This is a genomic window from Agromyces atrinae (assembly GCF_013407835.1).
Classification (GTDB): Bacteria; Actinomycetota; Actinomycetes; order Actinomycetales; family Microbacteriaceae; genus Agromyces; species Agromyces atrinae.
Genome location: NZ_JACCBI010000001.1, coordinates 501,253 through 525,411 on the forward strand (window position 1 = coordinate 501,253; position 24,159 = coordinate 525,411).

General features: G+C 68.7%; 23 protein-coding genes. 13 read left to right on the forward strand and 10 right to left on the reverse strand.

Annotated features, from left to right (window positions below; all coding sequences use genetic code 11):
* Positions 1-43 precede the first annotated feature (43 nt).
* From hisD to BJ972_RS02445, 3 genes are read left to right on the forward strand one after another with little or no spacing between them, the layout of a single operon-like run.
* Positions 44-1,363, forward strand: a complete 1,320-nt coding sequence (gene hisD, locus BJ972_RS02435; protein WP_129175086.1) for a histidinol dehydrogenase — start codon at positions 44-46, stop codon at positions 1,361-1,363.
* A gap of 7 nt (positions 1,364-1,370) precedes the next feature.
* The gene (nrdR, locus tag BJ972_RS02440; RefSeq protein ID WP_129175088.1) at positions 1,371-1,844 is read left to right on the forward strand and encodes a transcriptional regulator NrdR; all 474 of its coding nucleotides are present in this window, start codon (positions 1,371-1,373) and stop codon (positions 1,842-1,844) included.
* Between the two features lie 5 nt (positions 1,845-1,849).
* On the forward strand, positions 1,850-2,878 hold the full coding sequence (locus BJ972_RS02445; protein ID WP_129175357.1) for a quinone-dependent dihydroorotate dehydrogenase: 1,029 nt from the start codon (positions 1,850-1,852) through the stop codon (positions 2,876-2,878).
* Between the two features lie 172 nt (positions 2,879-3,050).
* Here the strand turns inward: BJ972_RS02445 and BJ972_RS02450 are convergent, their stop codons facing one another.
* Positions 3,051-4,109, reverse strand: a complete 1,059-nt coding sequence (locus BJ972_RS02450; RefSeq protein ID WP_129175090.1) for an App1 family protein phosphatidate phosphatase — start codon at positions 4,107-4,109, stop codon at positions 3,051-3,053.
* Between the two features lie 93 nt (positions 4,110-4,202).
* Between BJ972_RS02450 and BJ972_RS02455 the strand changes: the two genes are divergently transcribed.
* Positions 4,203-4,871: a TetR/AcrR family transcriptional regulator gene (locus tag BJ972_RS02455; RefSeq protein ID WP_164989934.1), complete on the forward strand. Its 669-nt coding sequence runs from the start codon at positions 4,203-4,205 to the stop codon at positions 4,869-4,871.
* A 7-nt stretch (positions 4,872-4,878) separates the two neighbouring features.
* On the opposite strand, the gene BJ972_RS02460 is transcribed toward BJ972_RS02455, so the two are convergent.
* From BJ972_RS02460 to BJ972_RS02470, 3 genes are read right to left on the reverse strand one after another with little or no spacing between them, the layout of a single operon-like run.
* Complete coding sequence (locus BJ972_RS02460; protein ID WP_129175094.1) at positions 4,879-5,538, reverse strand: DedA family protein; 660 nt, start codon at positions 5,536-5,538, stop codon at positions 4,879-4,881.
* 17 nt (positions 5,539-5,555) lie between these two features.
* A complete protein-coding gene (locus tag BJ972_RS02465; protein ID WP_129175096.1) occupies positions 5,556-6,482 on the reverse strand; it encodes a M56 family metallopeptidase in 927 nt (308 codons plus the stop codon).
* 14 nt (positions 6,483-6,496) lie between these two features.
* Positions 6,497-6,850, reverse strand: a complete 354-nt coding sequence (locus BJ972_RS02470) for a BlaI/MecI/CopY family transcriptional regulator (RefSeq protein ID WP_129175098.1) — start codon at positions 6,848-6,850, stop codon at positions 6,497-6,499.
* Between the two features lie 112 nt (positions 6,851-6,962).
* Between BJ972_RS02470 and BJ972_RS02475 the strand changes: the two genes are divergently transcribed.
* The 6 genes from BJ972_RS02475 (at position 6,963) to leuS (ending at position 16,779) form a co-directional block, all read left to right on the forward strand.
* On the forward strand, positions 6,963-8,375 hold the full coding sequence (locus BJ972_RS02475) for a cytochrome ubiquinol oxidase subunit I (RefSeq protein WP_129175100.1): 1,413 nt from the start codon (positions 6,963-6,965) through the stop codon (positions 8,373-8,375).
* 9 nt (positions 8,376-8,384) lie between these two features.
* Positions 8,385-9,392 (forward strand): cytochrome d ubiquinol oxidase subunit II, encoded by a 1,008-nt coding sequence (cydB, locus tag BJ972_RS02480; RefSeq protein WP_129175102.1) that lies wholly within the window; start codon positions 8,385-8,387, stop codon positions 9,390-9,392.
* Positions 9,389-11,008, forward strand: a complete 1,620-nt coding sequence (cydD, locus tag BJ972_RS02485) for a thiol reductant ABC exporter subunit CydD (RefSeq protein ID WP_129175104.1) — start codon at positions 9,389-9,391, stop codon at positions 11,006-11,008. The genes cydB and cydD overlap by 4 nt, the downstream gene beginning before the upstream one ends.
* Positions 11,001-12,686, forward strand: coding sequence for a thiol reductant ABC exporter subunit CydC (gene cydC, locus BJ972_RS02490; RefSeq protein WP_241830813.1), 1,686 nt, complete (start codon positions 11,001-11,003; stop codon positions 12,684-12,686). The genes cydD and cydC overlap by 8 nt, the downstream gene beginning before the upstream one ends.
* A gap of 27 nt (positions 12,687-12,713) precedes the next feature.
* A complete protein-coding gene (gene pabB / locus BJ972_RS02495; RefSeq protein ID WP_129175108.1) occupies positions 12,714-14,126 on the forward strand; it encodes an aminodeoxychorismate synthase component I in 1,413 nt (470 codons plus the stop codon).
* 61 nt (positions 14,127-14,187) lie between these two features.
* A complete protein-coding gene (gene leuS, locus BJ972_RS02500) occupies positions 14,188-16,779 on the forward strand; it encodes a leucine--tRNA ligase (RefSeq protein WP_129175110.1) in 2,592 nt (863 codons plus the stop codon).
* Between the two features lie 63 nt (positions 16,780-16,842).
* Here leuS and BJ972_RS17505 read toward each other — a convergent pair whose 3' ends face one another.
* A complete protein-coding gene (locus BJ972_RS17505) occupies positions 16,843-17,457 on the reverse strand; it encodes a YdeI/OmpD-associated family protein (RefSeq protein WP_129175112.1) in 615 nt (204 codons plus the stop codon).
* A complete protein-coding gene (locus BJ972_RS02510) occupies positions 17,454-18,443 on the reverse strand; it encodes a helix-turn-helix transcriptional regulator (protein WP_129175114.1) in 990 nt (329 codons plus the stop codon). The genes BJ972_RS17505 and BJ972_RS02510 overlap by 4 nt, the downstream gene beginning before the upstream one ends.
* 92 nt (positions 18,444-18,535) lie before the next feature.
* Between BJ972_RS02510 and BJ972_RS02515 the strand changes: the two genes are divergently transcribed.
* From BJ972_RS02515 to BJ972_RS02525, 3 genes are all read left to right on the forward strand, one after another.
* Positions 18,536-19,480: an alpha/beta fold hydrolase gene (locus tag BJ972_RS02515; RefSeq protein ID WP_129175116.1), complete on the forward strand. Its 945-nt coding sequence runs from the start codon at positions 18,536-18,538 to the stop codon at positions 19,478-19,480.
* Positions 19,481-19,573: 93 nt separating this feature from the next.
* Entirely contained in the window at positions 19,574-20,194 is a 621-nt protein-coding gene (locus BJ972_RS02520) for a ComEA family DNA-binding protein (protein ID WP_129175118.1), read from the forward strand.
* Positions 20,191-20,949: a hypothetical protein gene (locus BJ972_RS02525; protein ID WP_129175120.1), complete on the forward strand. Its 759-nt coding sequence runs from the start codon at positions 20,191-20,193 to the stop codon at positions 20,947-20,949. Before BJ972_RS02520 ends, BJ972_RS02525 begins: the two co-directional genes overlap by 4 nt.
* Before the next feature lie 308 nt (positions 20,950-21,257).
* Here the strand turns inward: BJ972_RS02525 and BJ972_RS02530 are convergent, their stop codons facing one another.
* The 4 genes from BJ972_RS02530 to BJ972_RS02545 all read right to left on the reverse strand — a co-directional run bounded on the left by BJ972_RS02530 (position 21,258) and on the right by BJ972_RS02545 (position 24,109).
* Positions 21,258-21,437, reverse strand: coding sequence for a hypothetical protein (locus BJ972_RS02530; protein ID WP_129175122.1), 180 nt, complete (start codon positions 21,435-21,437; stop codon positions 21,258-21,260).
* Positions 21,437-21,574, reverse strand: a complete 138-nt coding sequence (locus BJ972_RS02535) for a hypothetical protein (RefSeq protein WP_164989935.1) — start codon at positions 21,572-21,574, stop codon at positions 21,437-21,439. Before BJ972_RS02535 ends, BJ972_RS02530 begins: the two co-directional genes overlap by 1 nt.
* A 116-nt stretch (positions 21,575-21,690) precedes the next feature.
* Positions 21,691-22,449, reverse strand: coding sequence for a hypothetical protein (locus BJ972_RS02540; protein ID WP_129175124.1), 759 nt, complete (start codon positions 22,447-22,449; stop codon positions 21,691-21,693).
* 10 nt (positions 22,450-22,459) lie between these two features.
* Positions 22,460-24,109 (reverse strand): carbohydrate binding domain-containing protein, encoded by a 1,650-nt coding sequence (locus BJ972_RS02545; protein WP_129175126.1) that lies wholly within the window; start codon positions 24,107-24,109, stop codon positions 22,460-22,462.
* Positions 24,110-24,159 lie beyond the last annotated feature (50 nt).

The window sequence follows — 24,159 nt, forward strand, 5'->3', positions numbered from 1 at the left end:
GGGGCGCTGAACCGGGTGACGGGTGCGGCCTAAACTAGTCCCGATGATCCAGCGCATCGACCTTCGAGGTCAGACCCCCACCCCCGCCGAACTCCTCTCTCTCGTGCCGCGCACGTCGAGCGACGTCTCGGACGCCATGGCGGCCGCTGCAGCGCTCATCGACGACGTGCGTCGCGACGGCGAAGCCGCCCTCGTGGCGCAGGCCGAGCGCTTCGACGGCGTCCGTCCCGAGGCACTCCGCGTTCCCGCCGCGCATCGTGCGGAGGCACTCGCCGGGCTCGACCCCGCTGTCCGTGCGGCGATCGAGGAGACGATCCGACGGGTGCGGGAATCGAGCGCCGCACAGGTGCCCCCCACGCAGACGACGGAGCTCGGCGACGGCGCCGAGGTCGTCCAGCGCTGGACGCCCGTCGGGCGCGTCGGCCTCTACGTGCCCGGCGGCAAGGCCGTCTACCCCTCGAGCGTCGTCATGAACGTCGTGCCCGCGCAGACCGCGGGCGTGGCCTCGATCGCGCTCGCCTCACCGGCGCAGGCCGATCAGGGCGGACGCGTCCACCCCACGATCCTCGCGGTCGCGGAACTCCTCGGCGTCGACGAGATCTACGCGATGGGCGGCGCGGGCGCGGTCGGCGCCTTCGCCTACGGCGTTCCCGGTCTCGTCGAGCGCGTCGACCTCGTCACGGGCCCGGGTAACCGGTTCGTCGCCGCCGCGAAGCGCGTCGTGCACGGTGTCATCGGAATCGACGCGGAGGCCGGTCCGACCGACATCCTCGTGATCGCCGACGACTCGGCCGATGCCGACCTCGTCGCGGCCGACCTCGTGAGCCAGGCCGAGCACGACGAGGTGGCCGCCGCCGTCCTCGTCACGACGTCGGAGGCCCTCGCCGACGCGGTCGTCGAGCGGCTCGCCGTGCGCGCGGCGGCGACTAAGCACTCGGCACGCGTGCAGACGGCCCTCGGCGGCCGCCAGTCTGCCGTCGTCCTCGTCGATGACCTCGCCGGGGCCACCGCGTTCAGCAACGCCTTCGCGCCTGAGCACCTCGAGATCCAGACGACCGATCCTGACGCCGTGCTCGCGTCGATCGTCAATGCCGGCGCGATCTTCCTCGGGTCGTATTCACCTGTAAGCCTCGGCGACTACTCGGCGGGATCGAATCACGTCCTCCCCACCGGAGGCCACGCGCGATTCTCCTCCGGGCTCTCGGCCGCGACCTTCCTCCGGCCGCAGCAGGTCGTACGCTACTCCGAGGCCGCACTGCGGGAGGTCGCCGAGAACATCGCCGCTCTCTCGGCCGCCGAAGACCTCCCCGCTCACGGCGAGGCCGTCACCGCTCGCTTCGACCGCGCGCGCACCGAAGCCTGAGGAGACCATGTACTGTCCGTTCTGCCGCAACCCTGATTCGCGCGTCATCGACTCGCGCACGAGTGACGACGGTCTGTCGATCCGTCGTCGGCGCCAGTGCCCGTCGTGCACACGTCGTTTCTCGACGACAGAGACCGCGAGCCTCAGCGTCATCAAGCGCTCGGGCGTCGTCGAGCCCTTCAGCCGCGAGAAGGTCGTGTCGGGTGTGCGCAAGGCCTGCCAGGGCCGGCCCGTGACGGATTCCGACCTCGCGGTGCTCGCGCAGAAGGTCGAAGAGACGATCCGTCAGACGGGTGCATCGCAGATCGAGGCGAACGACATCGGACTCGCCGTGCTCCCGCCCCTCCGTGAACTCGACGAGGTCGCCTACCTCCGGTTCGCGAGCGTCTACCAGGCCTTCGAATCGCTCGACGACTTCGAGGACGCCATCGGTCAGCTGCGCGCCGAGCACGGCCGTCTTCCCGCACGGCCGGCGGAGTGAGCGCCATGTACCGTCTGCTCTTCTCGACGTTCCTCTCGCGCCTCGACCCCGAAGACGCGCACCACCTCGCTTTCGCTGTCATCCGTCGCCTGCCCTGGCTCGGCATCGGCCGCCTCGTGAACCTCGTCACGCGGCCCGATCCGCGCCTTGCGGTCGACGCGCTGGGCCTCCGCTTCCCTTCGCCGTTCGGCGTCGCCGCGGGCTTCGACAAGGACGGACTCGCCGTGTTCGGGCTCGGAGAACTCGGATTCGGTCACGTCGAGGTCGGCACCATCACGGCGCTCGCGCAGCCGGGAAACGAGCGGCCGCGACTCTTCCGGCTCGTGCCCGATCGTGCGCTCATCAACCGCATGGGCTTCAACAACGATGGTGCAGACTCGGCCGCCCTGCGTCTCGCGAAACTCGCCCGACGTTCGCGGCGCCCGGTGCTCGGCGTGAATATCGGCAAGAGCCGCGTCACGGCCGTCGAGAATGCGACAGCCGACTACGTGCGGAGCGCTCGCGTGCTCGCGCCGCACGCCGACTACCTCGTGGTGAACGTCAGCTCGCCGAACACGCCCGGGCTCCGCGGCCTGCAGGAGCTCGATGAGCTCGCCCCGCTGCTCGAGGCGGTCAAGGCCGAGGCCGGTGAGACTCCGCTCCTCGTGAAGATCGCGCCCGACCTGACGGATGACGCCGTCGAGCGCATCGCGAAGCTGGCCGTCCGTCTCGGACTCGCGGGCATCATCGCGACCAACACGACGATCTCGCGCGAGGGCCTGCGATCGTCGGCCGCCGCCGTCGAGGCCGCCGGTGCCGGAGGACTCTCGGGTGCTCCGCTCGCGAAGCGTTCGCTCGAGGTCCTGCGGCTCATCCGCGCGAGCGTGCCCGCCGAGCTGTGTGTGATCTCGGTCGGCGGAGTCGACACCGCTGACGACGTGCAGGAGCGACTCGACGCGGGGGCCACCCTCGTGCAGGGTTACTCGGCTTTCATCTACCGCGGCCCGCTCTGGGCGCGTTCGATCAATCGCGGTCTCGCCCGCCGACTCGGCTGAACGCCGCCCGACGGCCTGGTCTCGCGCCGCCGCGCGTGACCGTTGCGGCGGACATCCGCGCGACACGCCGGTCACGCGTGCCTGCAGCGCGGCGCGCCGCCGCGGCATCCGCTCGAACGGCAGCCGCCCGGCAGCGGCCGAGCACCCCGCCGCGACGGCAGAGCGCTCGAAGCTAGAGCAGGCCGATCTCGCCGAGGCGGTCGGCGATCTGCGACCCGTCGGCGCCGGAGACGACGGGAACCGCGTTGGCCGACGACTCCTGCTTCGTGCGACCACCCGCGAGCACGGCCTCACCGGCGGAGAGCTCGCGGATCGCGATCGCGGAGACCTTGTCGGGGTTCTCGGCCGCGAACTCGGCGTACAGGTCGGGATCGTGCTGGCCGTCGTCGCCGATGAGGAGCCAGCGGATGTCGGGGAACTCTTCGGCGAGCCGGCGCAGGTTCTTCTGCTTGTGCTCCTTGCCGCTGCGGAAGAGCCGGTCGTGGGTGGGGCCCCAGTCGGTGAGCAGCATCGGCCCGGCGGGGTAGAGGTTGCGCGAGAGGAAGCGCGTGAGCGTGGGTGCGGTGTTCCAGGCGCCGGTCGAGAGGTAGACGACGAGGGCGCCCTCGTACTTCGCCGACAGTCGCTCGAGCAGCACGGCCATGCCGGGCGTCGGCGTGCGCGCGTGCTCGTCGAGCACGAAGGTGTTCCAGGCGGCGACGAAGGGCCGCGGCAGGGCCGTGACCATGACGGTGTCGTCGATGTCGGAGATGATGCCGAAGCGCGTCTCGGGCGGCACGATGCGGATCGGGGCCTCGACGGGCTTCGAGCCGGCGACCGAGAGGGTCGCCGTGTGCCAGCCGGGCTCGAGTTGCGCGGGGATACGAGTGTCGACCACTCCGCCGCGATCGGCGACGACGGTCGTGCGCTGTCCGCCGACCTCGATCGTCACCGAGACGTCGCCGACGGGCACGCTCGTGAAGCTCCGCCATCCGCGGATGCCCTGTTCGCGGCGACGGCGCCGGCGCTCGGACTTCAGGGTTCCCGGCGGGCGGCTGAGCAGCACCCGGCAGAAGATGCGCACCCATTCGGACGAGCCGTAGCCGGTGTACGGCACGACCGTCGGCACGTGTCCGCGGCGTCGCACCCAGCGCTCACGGAAGGCGTGGACCATGTCCTCGAAGCGGGCCGCCCGGTGAGGCTTCCGAAAGGGGAGACTGCCGCTGTGAGGTGCGTGCAGATCTCCCGGCATTCCTCCAGTCTCTCACGCTCGCGGTGCGACGGTCGTCGTCGGCCGCCAGGTTCCGCCGGTAGGGTGGGGAGCCGAAAAACCTTGGGAGGTTCTGTGGCGCTCGGCCAACACATCACCGATGACGACGACACGTTGGCCAACGTGCGAACGGAACCGACGCAGTCGCGCAGCTCGAAGCGACTGGACCATCTTCTCGACGCCGCCGCGGCGATCGTCGACGACGGCGAAGCCGAGCGGATGACGACGGCCGAGGTCGCCGAGAGGGCCGGAGCGTCGATCGGAACGGTGTACCGGTACTTCCCCGATCGCCTCGCGATCCTCGCCGCCCTCCGTCAGCGTGCGACGCGCCGCTTCCGCCAGAAGCTCGCCGAGGAGCTCTCGATCGAGCACCCCGAGGATTGGATGAGCCTCCTCGACACCGTCGTCGACGTCTACGTCGAGATGTACCGCTCGGAGCCCGGCTTCAGCGTCATCGGCGCGGGCAACCGCGAGCGGGTCGAGGACGATGGCGACGAGTCGCGCCCGAGCATCTTCGCCGTGCGGCTCGCCCGTGAGATCGCCGAGGGATTCGACGTCGAGAACGACGCCGACCTGCGCTTCTCGCTCGACATCTGCGTCGAGATCGGCGAGGCCCTCGTGGCGCGCGCGTTCGCGACGGACCCCGCCGGCGACGAGCGCTACATCGCGGAGTGCCGCCGCATCCTGCACAGCTACCTCGGCGAGCACCTCGCGACGGCCGAGAGCCGGGCGTCGGCGGCCTGACACTCGGTCAGGCCGAGTCGTCCTCGCCGTCATCCGTCATGTGGCGCGCCTCGACGCGCTGAAGGATCTTCTTCACGCCGAACACGACGAGGAGGAAGACGACGATGATGCCGACGAAGATGTACCCGGCGTAGTGCAGGTCGTCGGCGAGGTCGCGGTAGCTGCCGGCGGCGAGAGCGCCCACGCTCACGTAGGCGAACGCCCAGATGATGCACGCGGGCACCGTCCACGCCATGAAGCGCCGGTAACGCATCGTGCTCATGCCGACGGTCAGCGGGATGAGCGAGTGCAGCACGGGCAGGAATCGTGAGATGAAGACCGCGATGCCGCCACGACGGTCGAGGTAGCGCTGGGCCTTCGCCCAGTTCTCCTCGCCGATGCGTCGACCGAGGCGCGAGTGCAGGATGCGCGGGCCGAAGAAGCGGCCGAGAGCGAAGCCGAACGATTCGCCGAGGAGCGCTCCGACGACGACTGTGACGACGAGGACGAAGTACTCGACGGGCCCGTCGACGGCGGTGCTCGCGACGATGACGACGGTGTCGCCCGGCACGATGAGGCCGATGAGGACGGACGTCTCGAGCATGATGCCGATGCCCGCGAGGACGGTGCGCAGTACCGGGTCGACTGATTGAACGGTGTCCAGAATCCAGGTGAGCAGCTCGTTCACTCTTCGAGGGTACGGGGTCAGAGGAGCAGAAGCAGGAAGACCGTCGGTGCGATCACGATGAGTGAGGCGATTCCCAGGACGAGCCCCCGGGCAGCCCGACCGAGCGGAGCGCGTGTGCCGTCGAGGCGGTTCGCCCGCAGTTCGAGGGCGGTGCGGTCGACCGAGCGACCGGCTCCACCCGACGCATCGGGCGCGTCCCACGCGTCGCCGACGCGGGCGATGGCACGAGCGAGGGTCGCCTTCGACACCGTGCGGGTCGCTTCGTCGTCGGCGAGCATCTCGACGAGACCCGCGACGGCGAACTCCGCTCGATTCGCGATGGGGAACCAGGGGAGTGCCGTGTTCCACGCCTGGAACGCGAGCAGCACGAGGTGGTGGTACTGACGCAGATGGCTGCGCTCGTGGGCGAGGACGGCATCGAGTTCGTCGTCGTCCAACAGGTCGACGAGTCCGTTCGAGAGCACCGTCACGGTGCGGACCCCGGGTACGCAGTACGCGAGCGGCGCGGGGTGATCGAGCACGCGCGTGCTGGGTCGCTCGGTCATCGGCGAGCTGAGGATGCCGACGAGAGCGTGGTGGCGTCGGCGTCGGCGTTCCGTGCGGATGACGGTCTGCGCGAGGTTCAGGAAGAGGTGGGCGCCGAGGATGACGGCGCCGCTCAGCGCGAGCATCTGGACGACGCCGATGGGAGCGGGCAAGGGACCGTGGAAGGCGGCCTCGGCGAAGATCGGGATCGCCTCGAGCAAGCCGTCGTCGAGCGGGAGGATGCCGAAGCCGAGCAACGCCCCGATCATCGAGAGTCCGCCGCCGAGGGCGATCGCCTGCCAGAGCGCGAGCGCGACACCGGGGGAGCGCGCCGTCCACTCGGCCCGCGACAGGATGATGGGTGCCGGCCAGGCGAGCACGATGGCGAGGCTGGCGATGAGGGCGCAGGCGAGCTGCATCGGGCAGGCCGGCGCTAGCCGAGGAGGCGGCGCAGGGTGTCGGCCTCACGAGACGAGACGGTGTCGACGAATCGGGCGAGGGCCGCATCGCGGTCGCCGGCGCCGCCGAGCACTTCGAGCATGAGGTCGGCGGTGTGGTCCTCGCGCGACCGGTCGGCTCGGAAGAGTCGGGGGCGACGGTCACGGAGCGACGCGACGAACCCCTTCTTCTCGAGGCGGGAGAGCACGGTGAGGATCGTCGTCTGAGCGAGCTCGCGACCCGATCCGACCGCGGAGAGTCGCGACTGCAGTTCGGTGGCGCTGAGCGGCTCGACGGAGTTCCAGAGGGTCTCCATGATGGAGCGTTCGAGGTCGCCGAGGGTGTTCACACGAGCAGTTTACCGCGATTCGCGGTCGATGCTCTACATGGTGTAGAAATTGCTCTATGCTGCGTAGAGGAACACTCGAACGTCCCCAGCAGCCGAGCCGAAACGGGAGAACATGAACGAGATCCTCGATCCGCTGCTACTCGCTCGTTGGCAGTTCGGTCTGACGACTCTGTACCACTTCCTGTTCGTGCCACTCACGATCGGCCTCGTCACGACGACGGCGATCTTCCAGACGGCGTGGGTGCGCACCGACAAGATCATCTACTACCAGCTGACCCGATTCTTCGGCACGATCTTCCTCATCAACTTCGCCATGGGCGTCGTGACGGGCATCGTGCAGGAGTTCCAGTTCGGAATGAACTGGTCGGAGTACTCCCGCTTCGTCGGTGACGTGTTCGGCGCCCCCCTCGCGCTCGAGGGCCTCCTCGCCTTCTTCTTCGAAGCGACGTTCATCGGTCTCTGGATCTTCGGCTGGGACAAGCTCCCGCGGAAGCTCCACCTCGCGACGATCTGGGCCACCGCCGTCGGCAGCGTGCTCTCGGCGTACTTCATCCTCGCCGCCAACGCGTTCATGCAGAACCCGGTCGGCTTCGAGATCAACGCCGAGAAGGGCCGCGCCGAACTCACCGACATCGGCGCACTGCTCACGAACCCCGTCGTGCTCGCCGCGTTCCCGCACACGATCGCCGCGGCGTTCATGGTCACGGCCGGCCTCATCATCAGCGCGGCCGCGTGGCACCTCGCGCGCAACCAGCACATCGACGTCATGCGTCCCGCGCTCAAGTTCGGACTGTGGACGATGATCGTCTCCGGCATCCTCACGACCGTCTTCGGCGACCAGCTGAGCCTCGCGATGGTCGCGACCCAACCGATGAAGATGGCGGCCGCCGAGGCGACGTACGACACGGTGTGCGGAGCCGATGCCTCGTTCTCGATCTTCACCCTCGGAACCCCCGACGGAACGAGCGAGCTGTTCTCGATCCGAGTGCCCTACCTGCTCTCTCTGCTGTCGACGCACACGTTCGACGGCTGCGTCGAGGGCATCAACGACCTGCAGGCGCAGTACACCGAACTCTGGGGTCCGGCCGACTACACGCCCATCATCTGGGTGACCTACTGGTCCTTCCGCTGGATGATCGGCCTCGGCCTCCTCCACATCCTCGTCGCCGTCGTCGGCCTGTGGCTCACCCGCAAGGGACGCAGCCCCAAGAACCGCTGGGTCTGGAAGGCCGCGATCTGGTCGTTCCCGCTCTCGCTCCTCGCGATGCTCGTGGGCTGGACCTTCACCGAGATGGGCCGACAGCCCTGGATCGTGTTCAGCCAGATGATGACCGAATCGGCGGTGTCCCCGAACGTCTCGGGTCTCGAGGTGCTCATCTCGCTCATCGTGTTCACGCTCATCTACGGCGCTCTCGCCGTCGTCGAGTTCAAACTCATCCTCCGCGCCATCCACCGCGGACCCGTCGAAGCCCCGACCCCCGACCCCGAGACCGGCCGCGTCGAGCCGGCCACGACCGTCTACTAGGAGCACAGCATGGACCTCGCCACACTCTGGTTCTGGATCGTCGCCTTCCTCTTCGTCGGCTACTTCGTGCTCGACGGATTCGACTTCGGCGTCGGCATGTCGCTGCCATTCCTCGGTCGCGACGAGACGGATCGTCGTCAGATCATCAACACCATCGGCCCCGTGTGGGACCTCAACGAGACCTGGGTGATCGTCGCGGGAGCCTCGCTCTTCGCGGCCTTCCCCGAGTGGTACGCGACGCTCTTCAGCGGCTTCTATCTCGCTCTGCTGCTGATCCTCGCGGCACTCATCGGTCGCGGGGTGTCGTTCGAGTACCGGCACCAGCGGCCCGAGTCCGAGTGGAAGGCGTGGTTCGACCGACTCATCGTCATCGGCTCGGCGCTGCCCGCGCTGCTCTGGGGTGTGGCGTTCGCGAACATCGTGCAGGGCGTGCCCCTCGACGAAGGCCACAACTACACCGGCACCTTCTTCGACCTCGTGAACCCGTACGCGCTCCTCGGCGGCGTGACGACCCTGCTCCTCTTCTTCACGCACGGAGTGACCTTCGTCGCACTGAAGACGGACGGTGACCTGCGGGTGCGCGCCCAGCGCCTCGCTCGCCGGGCCGGTATCATCACGATCGTGATCGCGGCGACCTTCCTCCTCTGGACGGGTCTCGCGTTCGGCACGACGGCATTCTGGATCCTCGCCGCTGTCGCCGCCGTCGCGCTCATCGCCGCGTGGGTCGCCAACGCGCGCGGTGCCGAGGGCTGGTCGTTCGCCTTCATGGTCGTCACGATCGCCGCCGCGGTCTTCGGCCTGTTCGCCGCGCTGTTCCCCGCGGTCATGCCCGCCTCGAACGATCCGGCCAACTCGCTCACGATCGCGAACGCGTCGAGCTCGGAGTACACGCTCACGGTCATGAGCTGGACGGCGCTCATCTTCCTGCCGCTCATCCTCCTCTACCAGGGGTGGACCTACTGGGTGTTCCGCAAGCGCATCACCCGCGCATCGATCGAGGCCGCCGTCCACTCGTGAAACCGTTCGACCCCCGACTCCTGACCCACTCGCGGACGGCTTCGCTGACCCTCGCTGCGGGCGGAGTCGTGGGGCTCGCGCAGACTTTCGCGATCATCGCGTTCGCGTGGGCGCTCGCCCAGCTCGTCGTCGGTGCGATCGAGGGGCGGTTCGAGGATGTCACGGGCTACGTCGCCCTGCTCGCGGCAGCGGTGATCGTGCGAGCGACCGCGGCCTGGCTCTGGGACCTGACGGGTCTCGCCGGAGCCGCACGCGTCAAGGCCGAGCTGCGGAGCGAAGCTCTCGGGGCACTCGATCGGCTCGGGCCGGGCGAGGTCGCGTCGCGGTCGCGCAGCGACCTCGTGACGACACTCGGCCCGGGACTCGACGCCCTCGACGGGTACTTCGCAGGCTACCTCCCGCAACTCATCCTCACGGCGATCGCGACACCCGTGCTCGTGCTCACGGTGTGGCTCGCCGACCCGCTCAGCGGCATCATCGTGACCGTCGCGCTTCCGCTCATCCCGATCTTCATGATCCTCATCGGGCTCGCGACCCAGTCGGTGCAGAAGAAGCAGTGGGATGCGCTGCGCGGACTCGCGCGCTCGTTCCTCGATCTCGTGGGCGGGTTGTCGACCCTCATCGTCTACGGCCGCCAGCACCGGCAGTCGGCGCGCATCCGCAGCCTCACCGAGGACTACCGGCGCCGCACGATGGCCGTCCTCCGCGTGACGTTCCTCAGCGGATTCGTGCTCGAACTCGCGGGCAGCCTGTCGGTCGCCCTCGTCGCCGTGTCGATCGGGCTTCGACTCGTCGAGGGTCAGATGGCCCTCTTCGTCGGTCTCTTCGTGCTCATCCTCACGCCCGAGGTCTTCCTTCCGGTGCGGAACGTCGGCGCCCGCTTCCACGCGTCGGCCGAGGGGATGACGGCCGCCGACGATCTCTTCGCGGTGATCGAGGCCTCCCGGGCGTCCGTGCCGACGACAGAGGCTCCCGTCGAGGCATCGGGCGACGAGCGCGGTCTCGTCGTGCGCGACCTGCGCGTCGAACGCGACGGTGTTCCCGTCGTCGACGGATTCGATCTCGATGCGGCCCCGGGGTCGATCACGATGCTCATGGGCGAGAGCGGCGCGGGCAAGTCGACGATCGTGGCCGCACTGCTCGGCTTCGCCGCGTCGACCGGTGAGCGACGCTTCGACGGTCGAACGCTGCGACTCGACGACATCGCGTGGTCGGGCCAGAGCGCGGGACTCGGCGCCGGCACGGTCGCGTCGAACATCGCTCTCGGAGCCGGATCGATCGACCGCGCCCTCGTCGCCCGCTGCGCCGCACGCGTGGCACTCGACGGCCTCGACCCCGAGACCGTGATCGGCTCCGACGGCAGCGGACTGTCGGGCGGCCAGGCGGCGCGCGTCGCCGTCGCGCGAGCCCTCTACCGCTGGGAGTCGGCGGGTGCTCGGCTCCTCGTGCTCGACGAGCCGAGCGCCGCGCTCGACGCCGACACCGAGGCGCAGCTCGGCCGCACGCTCCGCGACGTCGCCGCGAGCGGCGCCGTCGTCCTCGTCGTCACCCACCGTGAGTCTCTGCTCGAGTACGCCGATGCGATCGTGCGAGTGGGGGAGGACGCCCGTGTCTGACGCCTCGATCTCCGCCGGCGGAGTCCTCCGCCTCGCTCTGCCCTCGGCACGACGGCTGCTCCCGTCGATCATCGCCGGAGTGTTCTCGGGCGCCTTCACGATCGGACTCGCGGCGTGCGCCGCATGGCTCATCGTGCGCGCGTCGGAGCAGCCGCCGATCCTCTACCTCTCGATGGCCGTCGTCGGTGTGCGGGCCTTCGCCATCGGGCGTGGAGTGCTGCGCTACCTCGAGCGTCTGAGCGGGCACGACGCGGCGTTCCGCCAGCTCGGCGACCTCCGGGTGGGCGTCTACGAGCGACTCGTCGCGGTGGCGCCCGACGGTGTGAGGGGCATCCGTCGCGGCGACCTCCTCTCGCGCCTCGTCGGCGACGTCGACGAGCTGCAGAACCTTCCGGTGCGCGTCGTCCAGCCGCTCGCGAGCGCGGTCGTCGTGGTCGTCGGTGCCGCGGTGTCGCTCGCCTTCCTCGACATCGGTGCGGCGATCACCGTTCTCGTGCTCCTCGTGCTCGGTGTCGGAGTGTCGGTGCTCCTTCAGCTCGCGGTCGCGGCCCGGGCCGAGCGGGTGCTCGCACCGCTCCGGGGTGAGCTCGGCGAGCGACTGCTCGAACACGTGTCGCGTTTCGACGTGCTCACCGCATTCGGTGCGGCGGCTGCCAGCCGTGAGGCCGTCGAGGCGGCCGGCGGCAGGGTGCAGCGGGCGAGCACGCGCGTCGCTCTCGCTGCCGGGCTCTCCGCCGCCGCGCTCTCGGTCGCCGGTGGAGTCGCCGTCCTCCTCGCGGTGCTCCTCGCCGGTCCGTCGGCGTCGAGCGGACTGCTCGACGGACCCGGGTTCGCCGTCCTCGTGCTCGTGCCTCTCGCGATCTTCGAGGTCGCGGCGACGATCCCCGCGGTCGCCGGTGCGTGGCGGCTGGCACGCGTCAGTGCCGAACGCGTCGCGACCGCGGTTCCCGCCGAGGCTCCCGCCGGCATCCCTCGACCGGTCGACGCCCCCTCGTCGGCGGTCGTCGCCCTGCCGTCGCACGGCCCCGTGCTCGAACTGACGGGTGCCGGTGCGCACTGGCCATCCGCGAGTGGTCCTGCACTGACCGACGTCGACTTCGCGCTCGACGCGAACGAACGCGTGCTCGTGCGCGGAGCATCGGGTGCGGGCAAGTCGACCCTCGCACACGTGCTCGTGCGTTTCCTCGACTACACCGGGTCGTACCGCGTCGGCGGTGTCGAGGCGAATCGGCTCGACCCCGATGAGGTGCGCCGCTCGATCGGACTCTGCGAGCAGCAGCCGTGGCTCTTCGACGACTCGATCAGGCAGAACCTGCTCTTCGCACGCGACACCTCGACCGACGACGACCTCTGGACCGTGCTCGATCGCGTCGGGCTCGCCGAGTGGGCACGCGCCCGCGGAGGACTCGACGTCTCGGTCGGCGACCACGGCGCCCTCGTCTCGGGCGGTCAGGCGCAGCGGCTCTCGCTCGCCCGCGCACTCCTCGCGGACTTCCCGATCCTCGTGCTCGACGAACCGACCGCGAACGTCGACGCTGAGCGCAGTGCGTCGCTCCTGCGTGAACTCCTGGATGCCGCGCGCGGCCGCTCGGTGGTGCTCGTCTCGCACACCGACGTCGACGCCGAACTCATCGATCGCACGGTGACGATCGACGGCGGGCGGCTCGTCGGCGCCTGAGCCGCGCCCTCGTCCTAGGCTGGGGGAGTGAGTGGCCGAGTACGACGAGTGGATGCCGGCGCGTGGCGCGACCCCGCCGACGTCTTCGCGTCGCTGTTCGGCGGCGAGACGTTCGCGTTCTGGCTCGACTCCGGCCCATATGCCGTCGAGGGAATGAGCTACATCGGCTCCGCCAGTGCATCGTCACAGTTAATTACGGCCGATGTCTCTTCCGGCACGGTGACGACCTCGTGGCCGGAACGCCCCGATCGCGGGATGACGGTCGAAGCGGCATCCGTCTTCGATGTCCTCGCAGCCGACATCGGCGACGGGCGGGGTGACGGCGGATTCGACCTGGGCTGGGTCGGCTGGTTCGGTTACGAACTCGCCGCCGCGACGACGGGTGCTCCCGTGGCCGACGCCCGCACCCCCGACGCGGCCTGGCTGCTCGTCGAACGGATGATCGCCTTCGACCACCGCGCTCGCACCGTGACGCTCGTCGCGCGCGAGAGCGACGATGCGGAGAGCTGGATCGAGCGCACGAGGGCAGCGCTGCAGGCGGTCGAGCCGCGAGCGCCGCGTGCGAGACAGCGGTCGACGACTGAGCCGCGGTGGCGGCACGACGCCACGCACTACGCGCAGCTCATCGAACGCGCGCACGAGTCGATCCGCCGAGGCGACGCGTACCAACTGTGCCTCACGAACGAGATCCGCATCGACATCGCGCCCGATCCGGTCGACGTCTACCTCGACCTCCGCGCGTCGAACCCGGTGCACCACGGGGGACTGCTGCGCTTCGGAGACATCGCGCTCCTGAGCGCCTCGCCCGAGCAGTTCCTGCACATCGAGCGCGGGATCGTCACGACGAAGCCCATCAAGGGAACGCGTCCGCGCGGAGCGTCGGGGGCCGAGGATGCCGCCCTCCGCGACGAACTGCTCGCGAGCGACAAGGAACGCGCCGAGAACGTCATGATCGTCGACCTCATGCGGAACGACCTCGGTCGCATCGCCGAGCGGGGCTCGGTGACGGTGCCCGTGCTCCTCGACGTCGAGAGTTACTCGAACGTTCATCAGCTCGTGTCGACAGTGCGCGCCGAGATCCCGCCGACCGCCGAGCCTCTCGACGTGGTCGCCGCGGCGTTCCCGGCCGGTTCGATGACCGGGGCCCCGAAGATCAGAGCGCTCTCGATCCTGCACGAGCTCGAGGGCGGTCCGCGCGGCATCTACGCGGGGGCCTTCGGCTATCTGAGCCGCACGGGAGCCGTCGATCTCGCGATGGTCATCCGGTCGATCGTGATCGATCCGCACGGTGTGAGCATCGGAACGGGCGGCGGCATCACGGCTCTCTCCGTCGCCGCCGACGAGATCGAGGAGACGCGCGTGAAGGTGCGAGCGCTGCTCGCCGTGCTCGGCGTGGACGATCGAGACGATCCGGCCGGGCCGAACCCGCTCATTCGGTAGGCTGGATGGCCGGGTCCGTTACGCACGTCGACCCGGAGAACCCACCACGATTGAGAGTCCTGTGGCACACGAGCACGATTCCGCGACACACCCCGACACGCACGCCCCGGGCGCCGAGGTCTTCGACTTCGCTGCGATCCAGGAGAAGTGGCTGCCGGTCTGGGAAGAGCTCCAGCCGTTCCGCGCCGGACTCGAGGGTGACACGCGTCCCCGCAAGTACGTCCTCGACATGTTCCCCTACCCCTCGGGCGACCTCCACATGGGACACGCCGAGGCGTTCGGCTTCGGCGACATCGCCGCGCGCTACTGGCGTCACCAGGGCTTCGACGTGCTGCACCCCATCGGATGGGACTCGTTCGGTCTGCCGGCCGAGAACGCCGCGATCAAGCGCGGCGTCGACCCCCGTGGCTGGACGTACGACAACATCGCGCAGCAGAAGCGCTCGTTCCGCACCTACGCGCCCTCGTTCGACTGGTCGCGCGAGCTGCACACGAGCGACCCCGAGTACTACAAGTGGAACCAGTGGCTGTTCCTCGAGCTGTACAAGAAGGGCATCGCGTACCGCAAGAACGGCAACGTCAACTGGTGCCCCGTCGACCTGACGGTGCTCGCCAACGAGCAGGTCGTCGACGGTCACTGCGAGCGCTGCGGCGCCGAGGTCACGAAGAAGGCCCTGACGCAGTGGTACTTCCGCGTCACCGACTACGCCGACCGTCTGCTCGACGACCTCAACCAGCTCGAGGGACGCTGGCCGTCGAAGGTCATCTCGATGCAGCGCAACTGGATCGGCCGTTCGCGCGGTGCCGACGTCGACTTCGAGATCGAGGGCCGCGAGGGCGTCGTGACGGTCTTCACGACGCGCCCCGACACCCTCTGGGGTGCGACGTTCATGGTCGTGGCCCCCGATTCCGAGCTCGCTGCCGAGCTCGCTGCCGGCGCCTCCGACGAGGTGCAGTCGCGCTTCCAGGAGTACCTCGGCCGCGTCAAGGCCGAGACCGACATCGAGCGCATGAACTCGGAGCGTCCGAAGACGGGTGTCTTCCTCGAGCGCTACGCCGTCAACCCCGTCAACGGCGAACGTCTGCCGATCTGGGCCGCCGACTACGTGCTCGCCGACTACGGTCACGGCGCGATCATGGCGGTTCCCGCGCACGACCAGCGCGACCTCGACTTCGCGCGGGCGTTCGATCTGCCCGTGCGCGTCGTTGTCGATACCAATGCGCCCGTCACGGGCGTCATCCCCGTCATCCCTCTCGATGAGAACGGCGACCCGTACCTGCCCGACGATGCTCCGCTGAGCGACCCCGCCGAGACCGGTCTCGCGCTCGCGGGCGAGGGCCGTCTCATGAACTCGGGTCCGCTCGACGGTCTCTCGAAGGTCAACGCGATCACGCGCGTCATCGAGCTGCTCGATGCGAAGGGCCGCGGCCGCGCGACGAAGAACTACCGCCTGCGCGACTGGCTCATCTCGCGTCAGCGCTACTGGGGCACGCCCATCCCGATCATCCACTGCGAGGCGTGCGGCGAAGTGCCCGTGCCCGAGGACCAGTTGCCCGTGCGCCTGCCCGACGCCGAGGGTCTCGACCTGCGGCCGAAGGGGTCGAGCCCGCTCGGCGCGGCCGAGGACTGGGTCAACGTCGCGTGCCCGAACTGCGGCGAGCCCGCACGTCGCGACTCCGACACGATGGACACGTTCGTCGACAGCTCCTGGTACTACCTGCGCTATCTCTCGGCGAACGACGACACCCAGGCGTTCGATCCGCGCGAGGCCGAGAAGTGGGCGCCCGTCGATCAGTACGTCGGCGGTGTCGAGCACGCGATCCTGCACCTGCTCTATTCGCGCTTCATCACGAAGGTGCTCTTCGACCGCGGCTACGTGAGCTTCACCGAGCCGTTCACCTCGCTGCTGAACCAGGGCATGGTGCTCATGGACGGCTCGAAGATGTCGAAGTCGAAGGGCAACCTCGTCGAGTTCGCGAGCGAGCTCGCCGCCCACGGGACCGACGCGCTGCGCGTCACCCTCGCGTTCGCCGGCCCGCCGGAGGACGACATCGACTGGGCCGACGTGTCGCCGACGGGCGCCGCGAAGTTCCTCGCGCGCGCCTGGCGCATCTCGGGTGAGGTCTCGTCGAGCCCCGACGTCGAGTGGAAGACGGGCGACCGCGCCCTCCGCCGCATCACCCACCGCCTGCTCGCGGATGCCGCGGGCCTCGCCGAAGCGCACAAGTTCAACGTTCTCGTCGCGCGCCTCATGGAGCTCGTCAACGCGACGCGCAAGGCGATCGACTCGGGCGTCGGCCCGGCCGATGCCGCCGTGCGCGAGTCGGCCGAGGTGACGGCCATGATGCTCGACCTCTTCGCTCCGTACACCGCCGAAGACATGTGGGCGCGCCTCGGCTACGAGCCGTCGGTGGCCCTCGTGCCGTGGCGGAAGGCCGACCCGTCGCTCCTCGTCGAGGAGTCGGTGACGGCCGTCGTGCAGGTCAACGGCAAGGTGCGCGACCGCCTCGAGATCTCGCCGAAGATCTCGGCCGAGGAGCTCGAAGCCCTCGCTCGTGCCTCTGACGCCGTCAAGCGCTCGATCGGCGACAGCGAGATCGTCAACGTCATCGTGCGTGCGCCTCGACTCGTCAACATCGCGACGCGGGGCTGATCAGGCCTCAGTGACAACGGCGGTCGCCCCTCTGCGGGGCGGCCGCCGTTTCGCTGTCGTTGGTCAGCCGCGGTTGCGGCGCCCGAGCGCGGCGTCACGCACGATCTCGGCGACCCGGCGCGCCCGCGTGGTGTCTTGCGCGGCGCTCACGACCCACCACAGCATCTGCTTGCGGGCGCTCGGCGGGAAGCCGTCCCAGCTCTCGCGGGCGCGCGGGTTCTGATCGAGCGCGGCGCGGAGTTCCGGCGGCTCGCGCAGGTCTTCGACCTGGTCGGAGATCGTCCACCAGCCATTGGCCTGGGCAGCGGCGATCGCTCGGCGCCCGGCCTCGGCCATGAGACCGCGTTCCTCCATGTCGGCGGCGCGGTCGCGGTTGAGCCTCGTCCACGGGCTCTTGGTGCGACGCGGGATGAACAGCTGCAGGCTGCGCTCGTCGTCGAGGATCGTGCTGGTCGAGTCGATCCAGCCGAAGCAGATGGCCTCTTCGACGGCCTCGGGGTACGGGCAGCGGGGCTTCGACGTGCCGGTGCGCCACGAGCAGAGCCACACGCCGCGCGTCGTCGCGTGATTCTCGGCCATCCATTCGCGCCAGTCGGCGCGGCTCTCGGCGTGGAAGATCGGATAGTCGAACTTGCCCGTCGCCGGATGCTCAGAGGCGGATGTCGGTGCGGGTGTCACGGGTTCTCCTCGTTCGGTGATGGCCGTGAGCCTCCGAGATGTGCGGCGAGCTGCACGACGGCTTCGGCGAGTTCGGCGGGTTCGATGACCGTCAGGGGAGCGGTGAGCGCGATGCGTGCCACCGCCATGGTGAGCCTGCCGAGATCCTCGCTCCGAATCTGCACCACACTGTAGTCCGCTCCGTGCTCGAGGGCCGTGTGGTCGAACCAGCGGAGCACGCCCTCGACGTCGGCGAGCGGCGCGTCGATCGTGAGTGTCGCCGTCTGGTCGCGCCAGGTCGCGCCGATCGAGGTCGCGACGAACGCGGCGGCATCGCCGCCCGGGATGTCGCGGGGCTCGAAGTGTGTGCCGACGGCACGGATCTCGCGAAGCCGGTCGACCCGGAACGTGCGCCACGCGCCGCGCTGCTCGTCCCACGCGACGAGGTACCACCGTCGCCCGGCGATGACGAGATGGTGCGGCTCGACGAGTCGCTTCGTGGCCGCGCCATCGCCGCGGCGGTAGTCGCCGCGCACCTGCTCGTGATCGCGGCACGCGGCGGCGAGCACGCTGAGCGCTTCGGGGTCGATGACATCGTCTTCGTCGGCCCGTCGCACGGAGGAGACGTTCGAGTGCAGAGCCGAGACGCGGCGGCGCAGTCGATGCGGCAGCAGCTGTTCGATCTTCATGACTGCGCGGAGCGACGTCTCCTCCACGCCCTCGATCGCGGCTTCGACCGCAGCGCGTAGCCCGATCGCGACGGCGACGGCTTCATCGTCGTCGAGCACGAGGGGTGGCAGGTGCGCGCCGGTCGCCAGGCGGTAGCCCCCGTATCGACCGGCGGTGGAATCGACCCAGTAGCCGAGGTCACGCAGCCGATCGACATCCCGTCGCACCGTGCGCTCGGTGACCTCGAGCCGTGCGCTGAGATCGGACGAACGCCAGAACCGGTGGGTCTGGAGGAGCGAGAGCAGCTGCAGCGCTCGAGCCGTGGGGTCGTTCCGCATACCCTCAGCGTGTCAGACAACGAGGACAGAATCTGTCCGCAGAGGTTCCTACAGTCGCAGCGTCCGAACTTCCCGACTTCTGGAGGAAACCCATGAACGCTGCATCCGACTTTCCCGAGCCCACCCGCATCCCCGTCAACGGCATCGAGCTGGAGGTGTTCGAAGCGGGCCGTGAGAACGCCGGCAGACCCGTGGTGCTGGCCCACGGCTGGCCCGAACTCGCTTACACGTGGCGCCATCAGGTTCCCGCCCTCGTCGCCGCGGGCTACCACGTCATCGTTCCGAACCAACGGGGGTACGGCGGGTCGTCGCGACCGGCCGAGGTCGAGGCCTATGACATCGAGCATCTCACCGGCGATCTCGTGGGGCTGCTCGATCACTACGGCTACGAGAATGCGCCTTTCATCGGCCATGACTGGGGCGCGATGGTCGTGTGGGGCCTGGCCCTGCTGCACCCCGAGCGCGTGTCGACGGTCGTCAACCTCAGCCTGCCGTATCAGGAACGCGGCGAGCTGCCGTGGATCGAGCTGCTCGAGGCCGTGCTCGGACCGGACTACTACTTCGTGCACTTCAACCGGCAGCCGGGCGTCGCCGACGCCGTCCTCGACGCGAACACGCGGCGGTTCCTCCGCAACCTGTTCCGGAAGAACGAGCCCGTCGTTCCGCCGCAGCCCGGAATGGCCATGATCGACCTCGCCCTCGCCGAGGAGGCTCCCGGCGAGCCGACGATGAGTGAGACTGAGCTCGAGGTGTTCGTCTCGGCGTTCGAGGCGACGGGCTTCACGAGCAGCATCAACTGGTACCGCAATCTCGATCGCAACTGGAGCCTGCTGGCCGAGGTCGACCCGATCGTCGCGCAGCCCGCGCTCATGATCTACGGCGATCGCGACGTCGTGCAGCAGTCGCCGAGGCTCGCACGGTTCGTACCCCGCGTCGAGGTCGCCACGCTCGAGGCGGGTCACTGGATTCCGGAGGAGCGGCCGCACGAGGTCACCGAGCTGATCGTGGGGTGGCTCGCGAAGCATGACATGGCCTGACGCGCTCCCTCCACAAGCGAGTCCGAGCGACGGTCGTCCCCACCCGGGTCGGCCGCCGCTTCGGCGCGCGCGGCCCCACCGTAGCGTCGGGGGATGACGACCGAGCACGATCCCTTCGATCGTCTGCACGATTCCGCGCGGCGGGGTTCTCGTGTGCGGATCGGTGTCGGCGCCGCGATCGTGCTGCTGCTCGTCGCCCTTGTCGTTTCGGTCGTCATCTCGATGGCCGGCTCGAACAACGCCGTCGAGACGTTCGGGGGCGCGAGCGACTCCGAGCCCGTGTTCGAATCGGCCGAGCCCGACGTGCTGCTCGTCCACGTGCTCGGCGCGGTCGTGAGCCCCGGTCTCGTCGAACTCGCTCCCGAGGCTCGCGTCATCGACGCCGTGGCAGCCGCGGGCGGCCTCGCCGCCGACGCGGACCCGGCCGGGGTGAACCTGGCGCGTGCCGTCACCGACGGCGAGCAGCTCGTGGTGCCGCGCGTGGGCGAGGTGCGGGCGACGGATGCCGCGGGCGAGACGAACGGACTCGTGAGCCTCAACACCGCCGATGCCGCGGCCCTCGAAGAACTGCCCCGCATCGGCCCGGCACTCGCCGAGCGCATCGTCGCCTGGCGCGAGACGAATGGCGCCTTCTCGTCGGTCGACGATCTGCGGAACGTCTCGGGGATCGGCGAGAAGGTGTTCGCGGGGCTCCGCGATCTCGTGACGGTATGACGGGACGTGATCTGCGGCTCGTCGCACCGGCCTGCGTGGCGTGGGCCGTCGCGTGGGTGCTGACGCTGGTCACCGAATGGTCTCTCGTGGTGGCGATCGCACTGTCTGTCGTGGCGTTCGCGTCCATCGTGCTCTCGCGGCGACGTGCCGTTGCCGCGGTGGCCGTCGCCGCGAGCGCGGGCGTACTCGTCGCCGTCGCCGTGTGCGCGGCTCTTCCGGGCCGCGAGTCGGATGCGCTCGATGAGGCCGCCGAAGTCGGAGGCGTCGTCGAAGCCACCGTCGAACTCACGCAGAATCCACGCATCGTGACGGCGTCGTTCGGGCCGTGGGCTGACGACGCCGAGTCGACGCGCGTGAGGTTCGATGCCGTGCTGCGCGAGGCGGAAGTCGCGGGCTCGACGGTGCGCGGGGCGATTCCCGTCCAGGTCGTCGGTGCGGTCGACGGCGCGCTCCCCGTCATCGGTTCACGCGTGACCGCGACCGCGACGGTGCGCGTCTCTGAGCCCGGCGATTCCTCGGCGTATCGGCTGTTCGCGAGCGAGTCCATTGCACTCGTTGCGCCGCCTCCCGGTTTTCTCGGGTGGGCGGATCCTTTGCGCTCGGGCTTCCGCGAGCTCACTGCGACGCTTCCCGGCGGTGGCGGAGAGCTCCTGCCCGGGCTCGCGATCGGCGACACCAGCCGGGTGTCGACCGAGCTCGACGAGGCCATGAAGGTCAGTTCGCTGACATACACCAAGTTACGGAGGCTCAAATAACGGAGAGATGGCTCAAATAACGGAGAGTGTGCGTTATCTGATCCACCCGCTAGCCCTTCGGCAACTCGGCCACGTGTCGCGTGCGCGGGCTAGTGTGAGCGCATGAATGATGTTGTCTGCAAATGCGATGCCGAAGTTGTGTATCAGCGGGTGGCGACGACCACTCCCGGTAGCGCCAACCCCACGTATATGAAAGTGCCCTCTCACTGTTCTAGGCGTGATTGCCCGAACAGTGATCCGCGCAACTTGAGCGCGGGTGGCTGGACGAAGAAGCGCCCCTGAAGCTCCCTACTTCTTCTGAGCCACCCTCACTCGGCTTGGTACTTGCCCTTCTTCGTGTCATCGATGTGGAAGATGGCGACGGCGAGAGCGAGCCAGAGTGGAGCTGCTGGCGCGAGCTGAGGGTAGTAGAAGACCGCGACGGGGAACGCTGCGAGAAGCACGCCGTAGAGGTAGCGGCGGAACTTGGGGGAGTTGAGGAGCTTCACTAGAGGACCTTTCCGTTCGAGGCGATGTAGACGATGAGAGCGACCACGAGGGTCGTCACGGTGAGCGCGGAGGCGACCCCGCCCAGCACGACGTACCAGGGCGTCTTTGGCGACTGCTTCGCGTCCATGCGTTCCACGGATGTTTCGAGCTTCCGTAGGCGGTCGTCAAACCCGTCCAACCGACTCACCTTTTCTTCGATCCGCCCGAGCGCCACGGCCATGCCTGTCATGTCGACGGGATTTGTTGTCTCGTTCACATCGCCTCCAAGGCGTTTAGGCGCTCTTCCAGCGCGTCAAGTCGCTCACCCTGGAGCTGTGCCAGTCGGAGCGCGGCAAGGCCGAGCAGCTCGTAATGCACGCCGGAGGGGATGGCGGATTCGCCGTGTCCCTCGTAGTGCACGAATTCCCACAACCCGAGGTCGTGGAGGTCTTCCGCGATGGTTCCGAGTTCGAGCGACACGTGGTAATCGGGGTCTTCGGCCTGCTTCTGAAGCTCCGCGATGTAGCGGTAGTGAAGCACCGGAATGGCCTGGAGCTGCTCTCGGGTCCACTCGACGTTCGCGAGGTCGGTCTTCGAGGCTCGGGTCGACTCGACGTGACCGAGGAGGATTTGGCCGTTGTTGCCCATGTAGGCGGCGCGGCGGGTCCACGTGATGGGACGGTCCCACGGAAGCGGAGACAGGCGTCCAGCTTCGAGGTTCGGTAGACGGTTGACGAGGTCGCCGCCGATTTCCCCGAGGCCGTGACCGTGCGCGGACGGCTTGAATACAGACGGCTTGCCAGTGACCTCAGACCACTTCGGACGCCACGAGGACGCCATAGCTCCGAGGTTCGTACGTGCGCCCGCTGCGGTCGTAGAGCCGGTGCCGCCACGGTTCACGGGGCGGGTGGCCTTGTTCCGCTGCGCGATCATGTCGCGGGTTCGGTTGATTTCCTCGAAGCCCTTGCGGACCTGTCCCGTTTCCGGAACGACCGGCATGCCGTCGCTTACTGCGTCATCTCCGATTGCCATGATGATCTCCTTAGAACGTGGACCAAGTAGTGGATTCGGGCACGTCGGCCCAAGTGATTTCTTGCGCCAGCCACGACCCCGGAGGGGTGTCCGTGAGGCCTCGCGTCTCGACGCGCATGAGTCCCGTTTCGAAGTCCCACGAGACCGAGCGAATGACGCCCGTTTGCTCGGGGATGTTCGGCAGGGTGATGCGGACTTCTTGGCTCGCACGTGCTCGGTAGTCGCTCAGTGCGTCGATGCGGATGGAGCGGCCCTTACCGGCTGCACGGCGGACGGCGTAGCGTGCGAGTCCCGGGCCGGGGTAGGGCTTCTCCAGCTCGAACGTCGCCGTCTTGGTGCTGCCTGCCGGGGCGTAGGTGTCCACGGCGAGACGCTCGTTACCGCGTGCATCGCGCCAGCGGTAGCGCATCACGGCTGCGTCGAACCACTCGTCGCCGTCTCGGCTCATGGAGTTGTCGGCGCTCGTGACGTTCGTCTTGGAGCTGAGCTGCGTCGCCCCGGGGGCGGTGTGAGTCGCACCGTCGACCATGTACCAAGCCCCGGTGTCGTCAACGAAGAGTCGGAATCCGGCTGCCTGAATCATCGGGTCGAGGAAGTCCCACGAGCTGACTCCGGGCTGGAGCGCGAGTAGTTCCCACGCCCGATCAATAAGAGGCGTACGTCGCGAGGCGGAGTTCTGGATTGTGCCGGTCCACGAGTAGCTGTAGAGGGCGGCTGCGGGGCCGGTGCCGCCCGCGCCGTCGAAGAAGTCCTGAACGACAAAGTAGGAGTCGGTTCCGGGTGCCTGATCCACGAGCATTGCCCCGTCGATGTACATGACGTTGCCGGTTGCGACGCCCGACATCGTGATGATGGGTGCCACCTTCACGGCACCTGCCGGGGCGAGTTGGTCGTGTAGAACGATGCGGGTCCAGCCGCCAGCGCCAACCGAGACGTTGGGGCCGGGAGTGTCCGAGAGGGTGTTGTTGTCCTTGTCGAGCCATCTGAGGCGGAGGAAGGCGTTCCGGGTGACGGAGCCGCGCACGTACGCCGAGAAGCTGTAGCGAGTGCCCGGGACGGTCGGCAGGTATTGGGTCGTGTCGCACCCGAACACAGCCATGCTGCCCGCTGCGGTCGCGGTGACGGCGATGGATGCGGACCCGCGCCATGCCTGAGCGGTCGAGCGGGCGATAGTGAACGAGCCGCCACCCATCCAGAAGAGGGCGTTAGTCTCCGCGCTCGGGTTCGGGATGAGGTTGGTGATCTCGGAGAGGACGTAGAAGGACGTGTCCGGTCCCGGCTCCAGCGACCCGCCGACCTTCGACAGCTCGGCGTTGACGATGCTTCGGAGGCTCGCCTGACGGGCGTACGCCGAGTAGTCCGGAGTCGCCGCGTTGTGGGTCTTGTCCTGCAACAAACACTCGGCACTCTCCAGTCGCAGCGTGAGGGTGTTGTCTTCGTGGTTGTGCTCGACCTCGCGAAGTCGGAGATTGAAAAACGAGCTGTAGACGAACTCGTCGGTCGCCTTGTCGTGCGAGTCCGGGAACAAGTTGAGGCGGCGGTCCTGCTTGGGGTCCAGAAGAGCCAGCGTCGCGGCGTTCGGCATCGCGATTTCAGCGGACACCTGGACGTGCGGGGACCACGACTCATCGACCGTCAGGCTGCCCGCGATGAGGGTCAAGCTTCGGACCGAGGGGAAGACGAGCGCGAGGGCTGCGCCATGCTGAACGA

Coding starts and splice junctions, on each gene's coding strand:
- BJ972_RS02465 (WP_129175096.1), bottom strand. CDS start 6,482: ATGCAGCTCGCCTGCGCCCTCATCGCCAGCCTCGCCATCGTGCTCGCC.
- cydB (WP_129175102.1), top strand. CDS start 8,385: ATGGACCTCGCCACACTCTGGTTCTGGATCGTCGCCTTCCTCTTCGTC.
- hisD (WP_129175086.1), top strand. CDS start 44: ATGATCCAGCGCATCGACCTTCGAGGTCAGACCCCCACCCCCGCCGAA.
- BJ972_RS02450 (WP_129175090.1), bottom strand. CDS start 4,109: ATGCCGGGAGATCTGCACGCACCTCACAGCGGCAGTCTCCCCTTTCGG.
- BJ972_RS02510 (WP_129175114.1), bottom strand. CDS start 18,443: ATGCGGAACGACCCCACGGCTCGAGCGCTGCAGCTGCTCTCGCTCCTC.
- BJ972_RS02525 (WP_129175120.1), top strand. CDS start 20,191: ATGACGGGACGTGATCTGCGGCTCGTCGCACCGGCCTGCGTGGCGTGG.
- BJ972_RS02475 (WP_129175100.1), top strand. CDS start 6,963: ATGAACGAGATCCTCGATCCGCTGCTACTCGCTCGTTGGCAGTTCGGT.
- BJ972_RS02540 (WP_129175124.1), bottom strand. CDS start 22,449: ATGGCAATCGGAGATGACGCAGTAAGCGACGGCATGCCGGTCGTTCCG.
- nrdR (WP_129175088.1), top strand. CDS start 1,371: ATGTACTGTCCGTTCTGCCGCAACCCTGATTCGCGCGTCATCGACTCG.
- BJ972_RS02445 (WP_129175357.1), top strand. CDS start 1,850: ATGTACCGTCTGCTCTTCTCGACGTTCCTCTCGCGCCTCGACCCCGAA.
- BJ972_RS02515 (WP_129175116.1), top strand. CDS start 18,536: ATGAACGCTGCATCCGACTTTCCCGAGCCCACCCGCATCCCCGTCAAC.
- BJ972_RS02520 (WP_129175118.1), top strand. CDS start 19,574: ATGACGACCGAGCACGATCCCTTCGATCGTCTGCACGATTCCGCGCGG.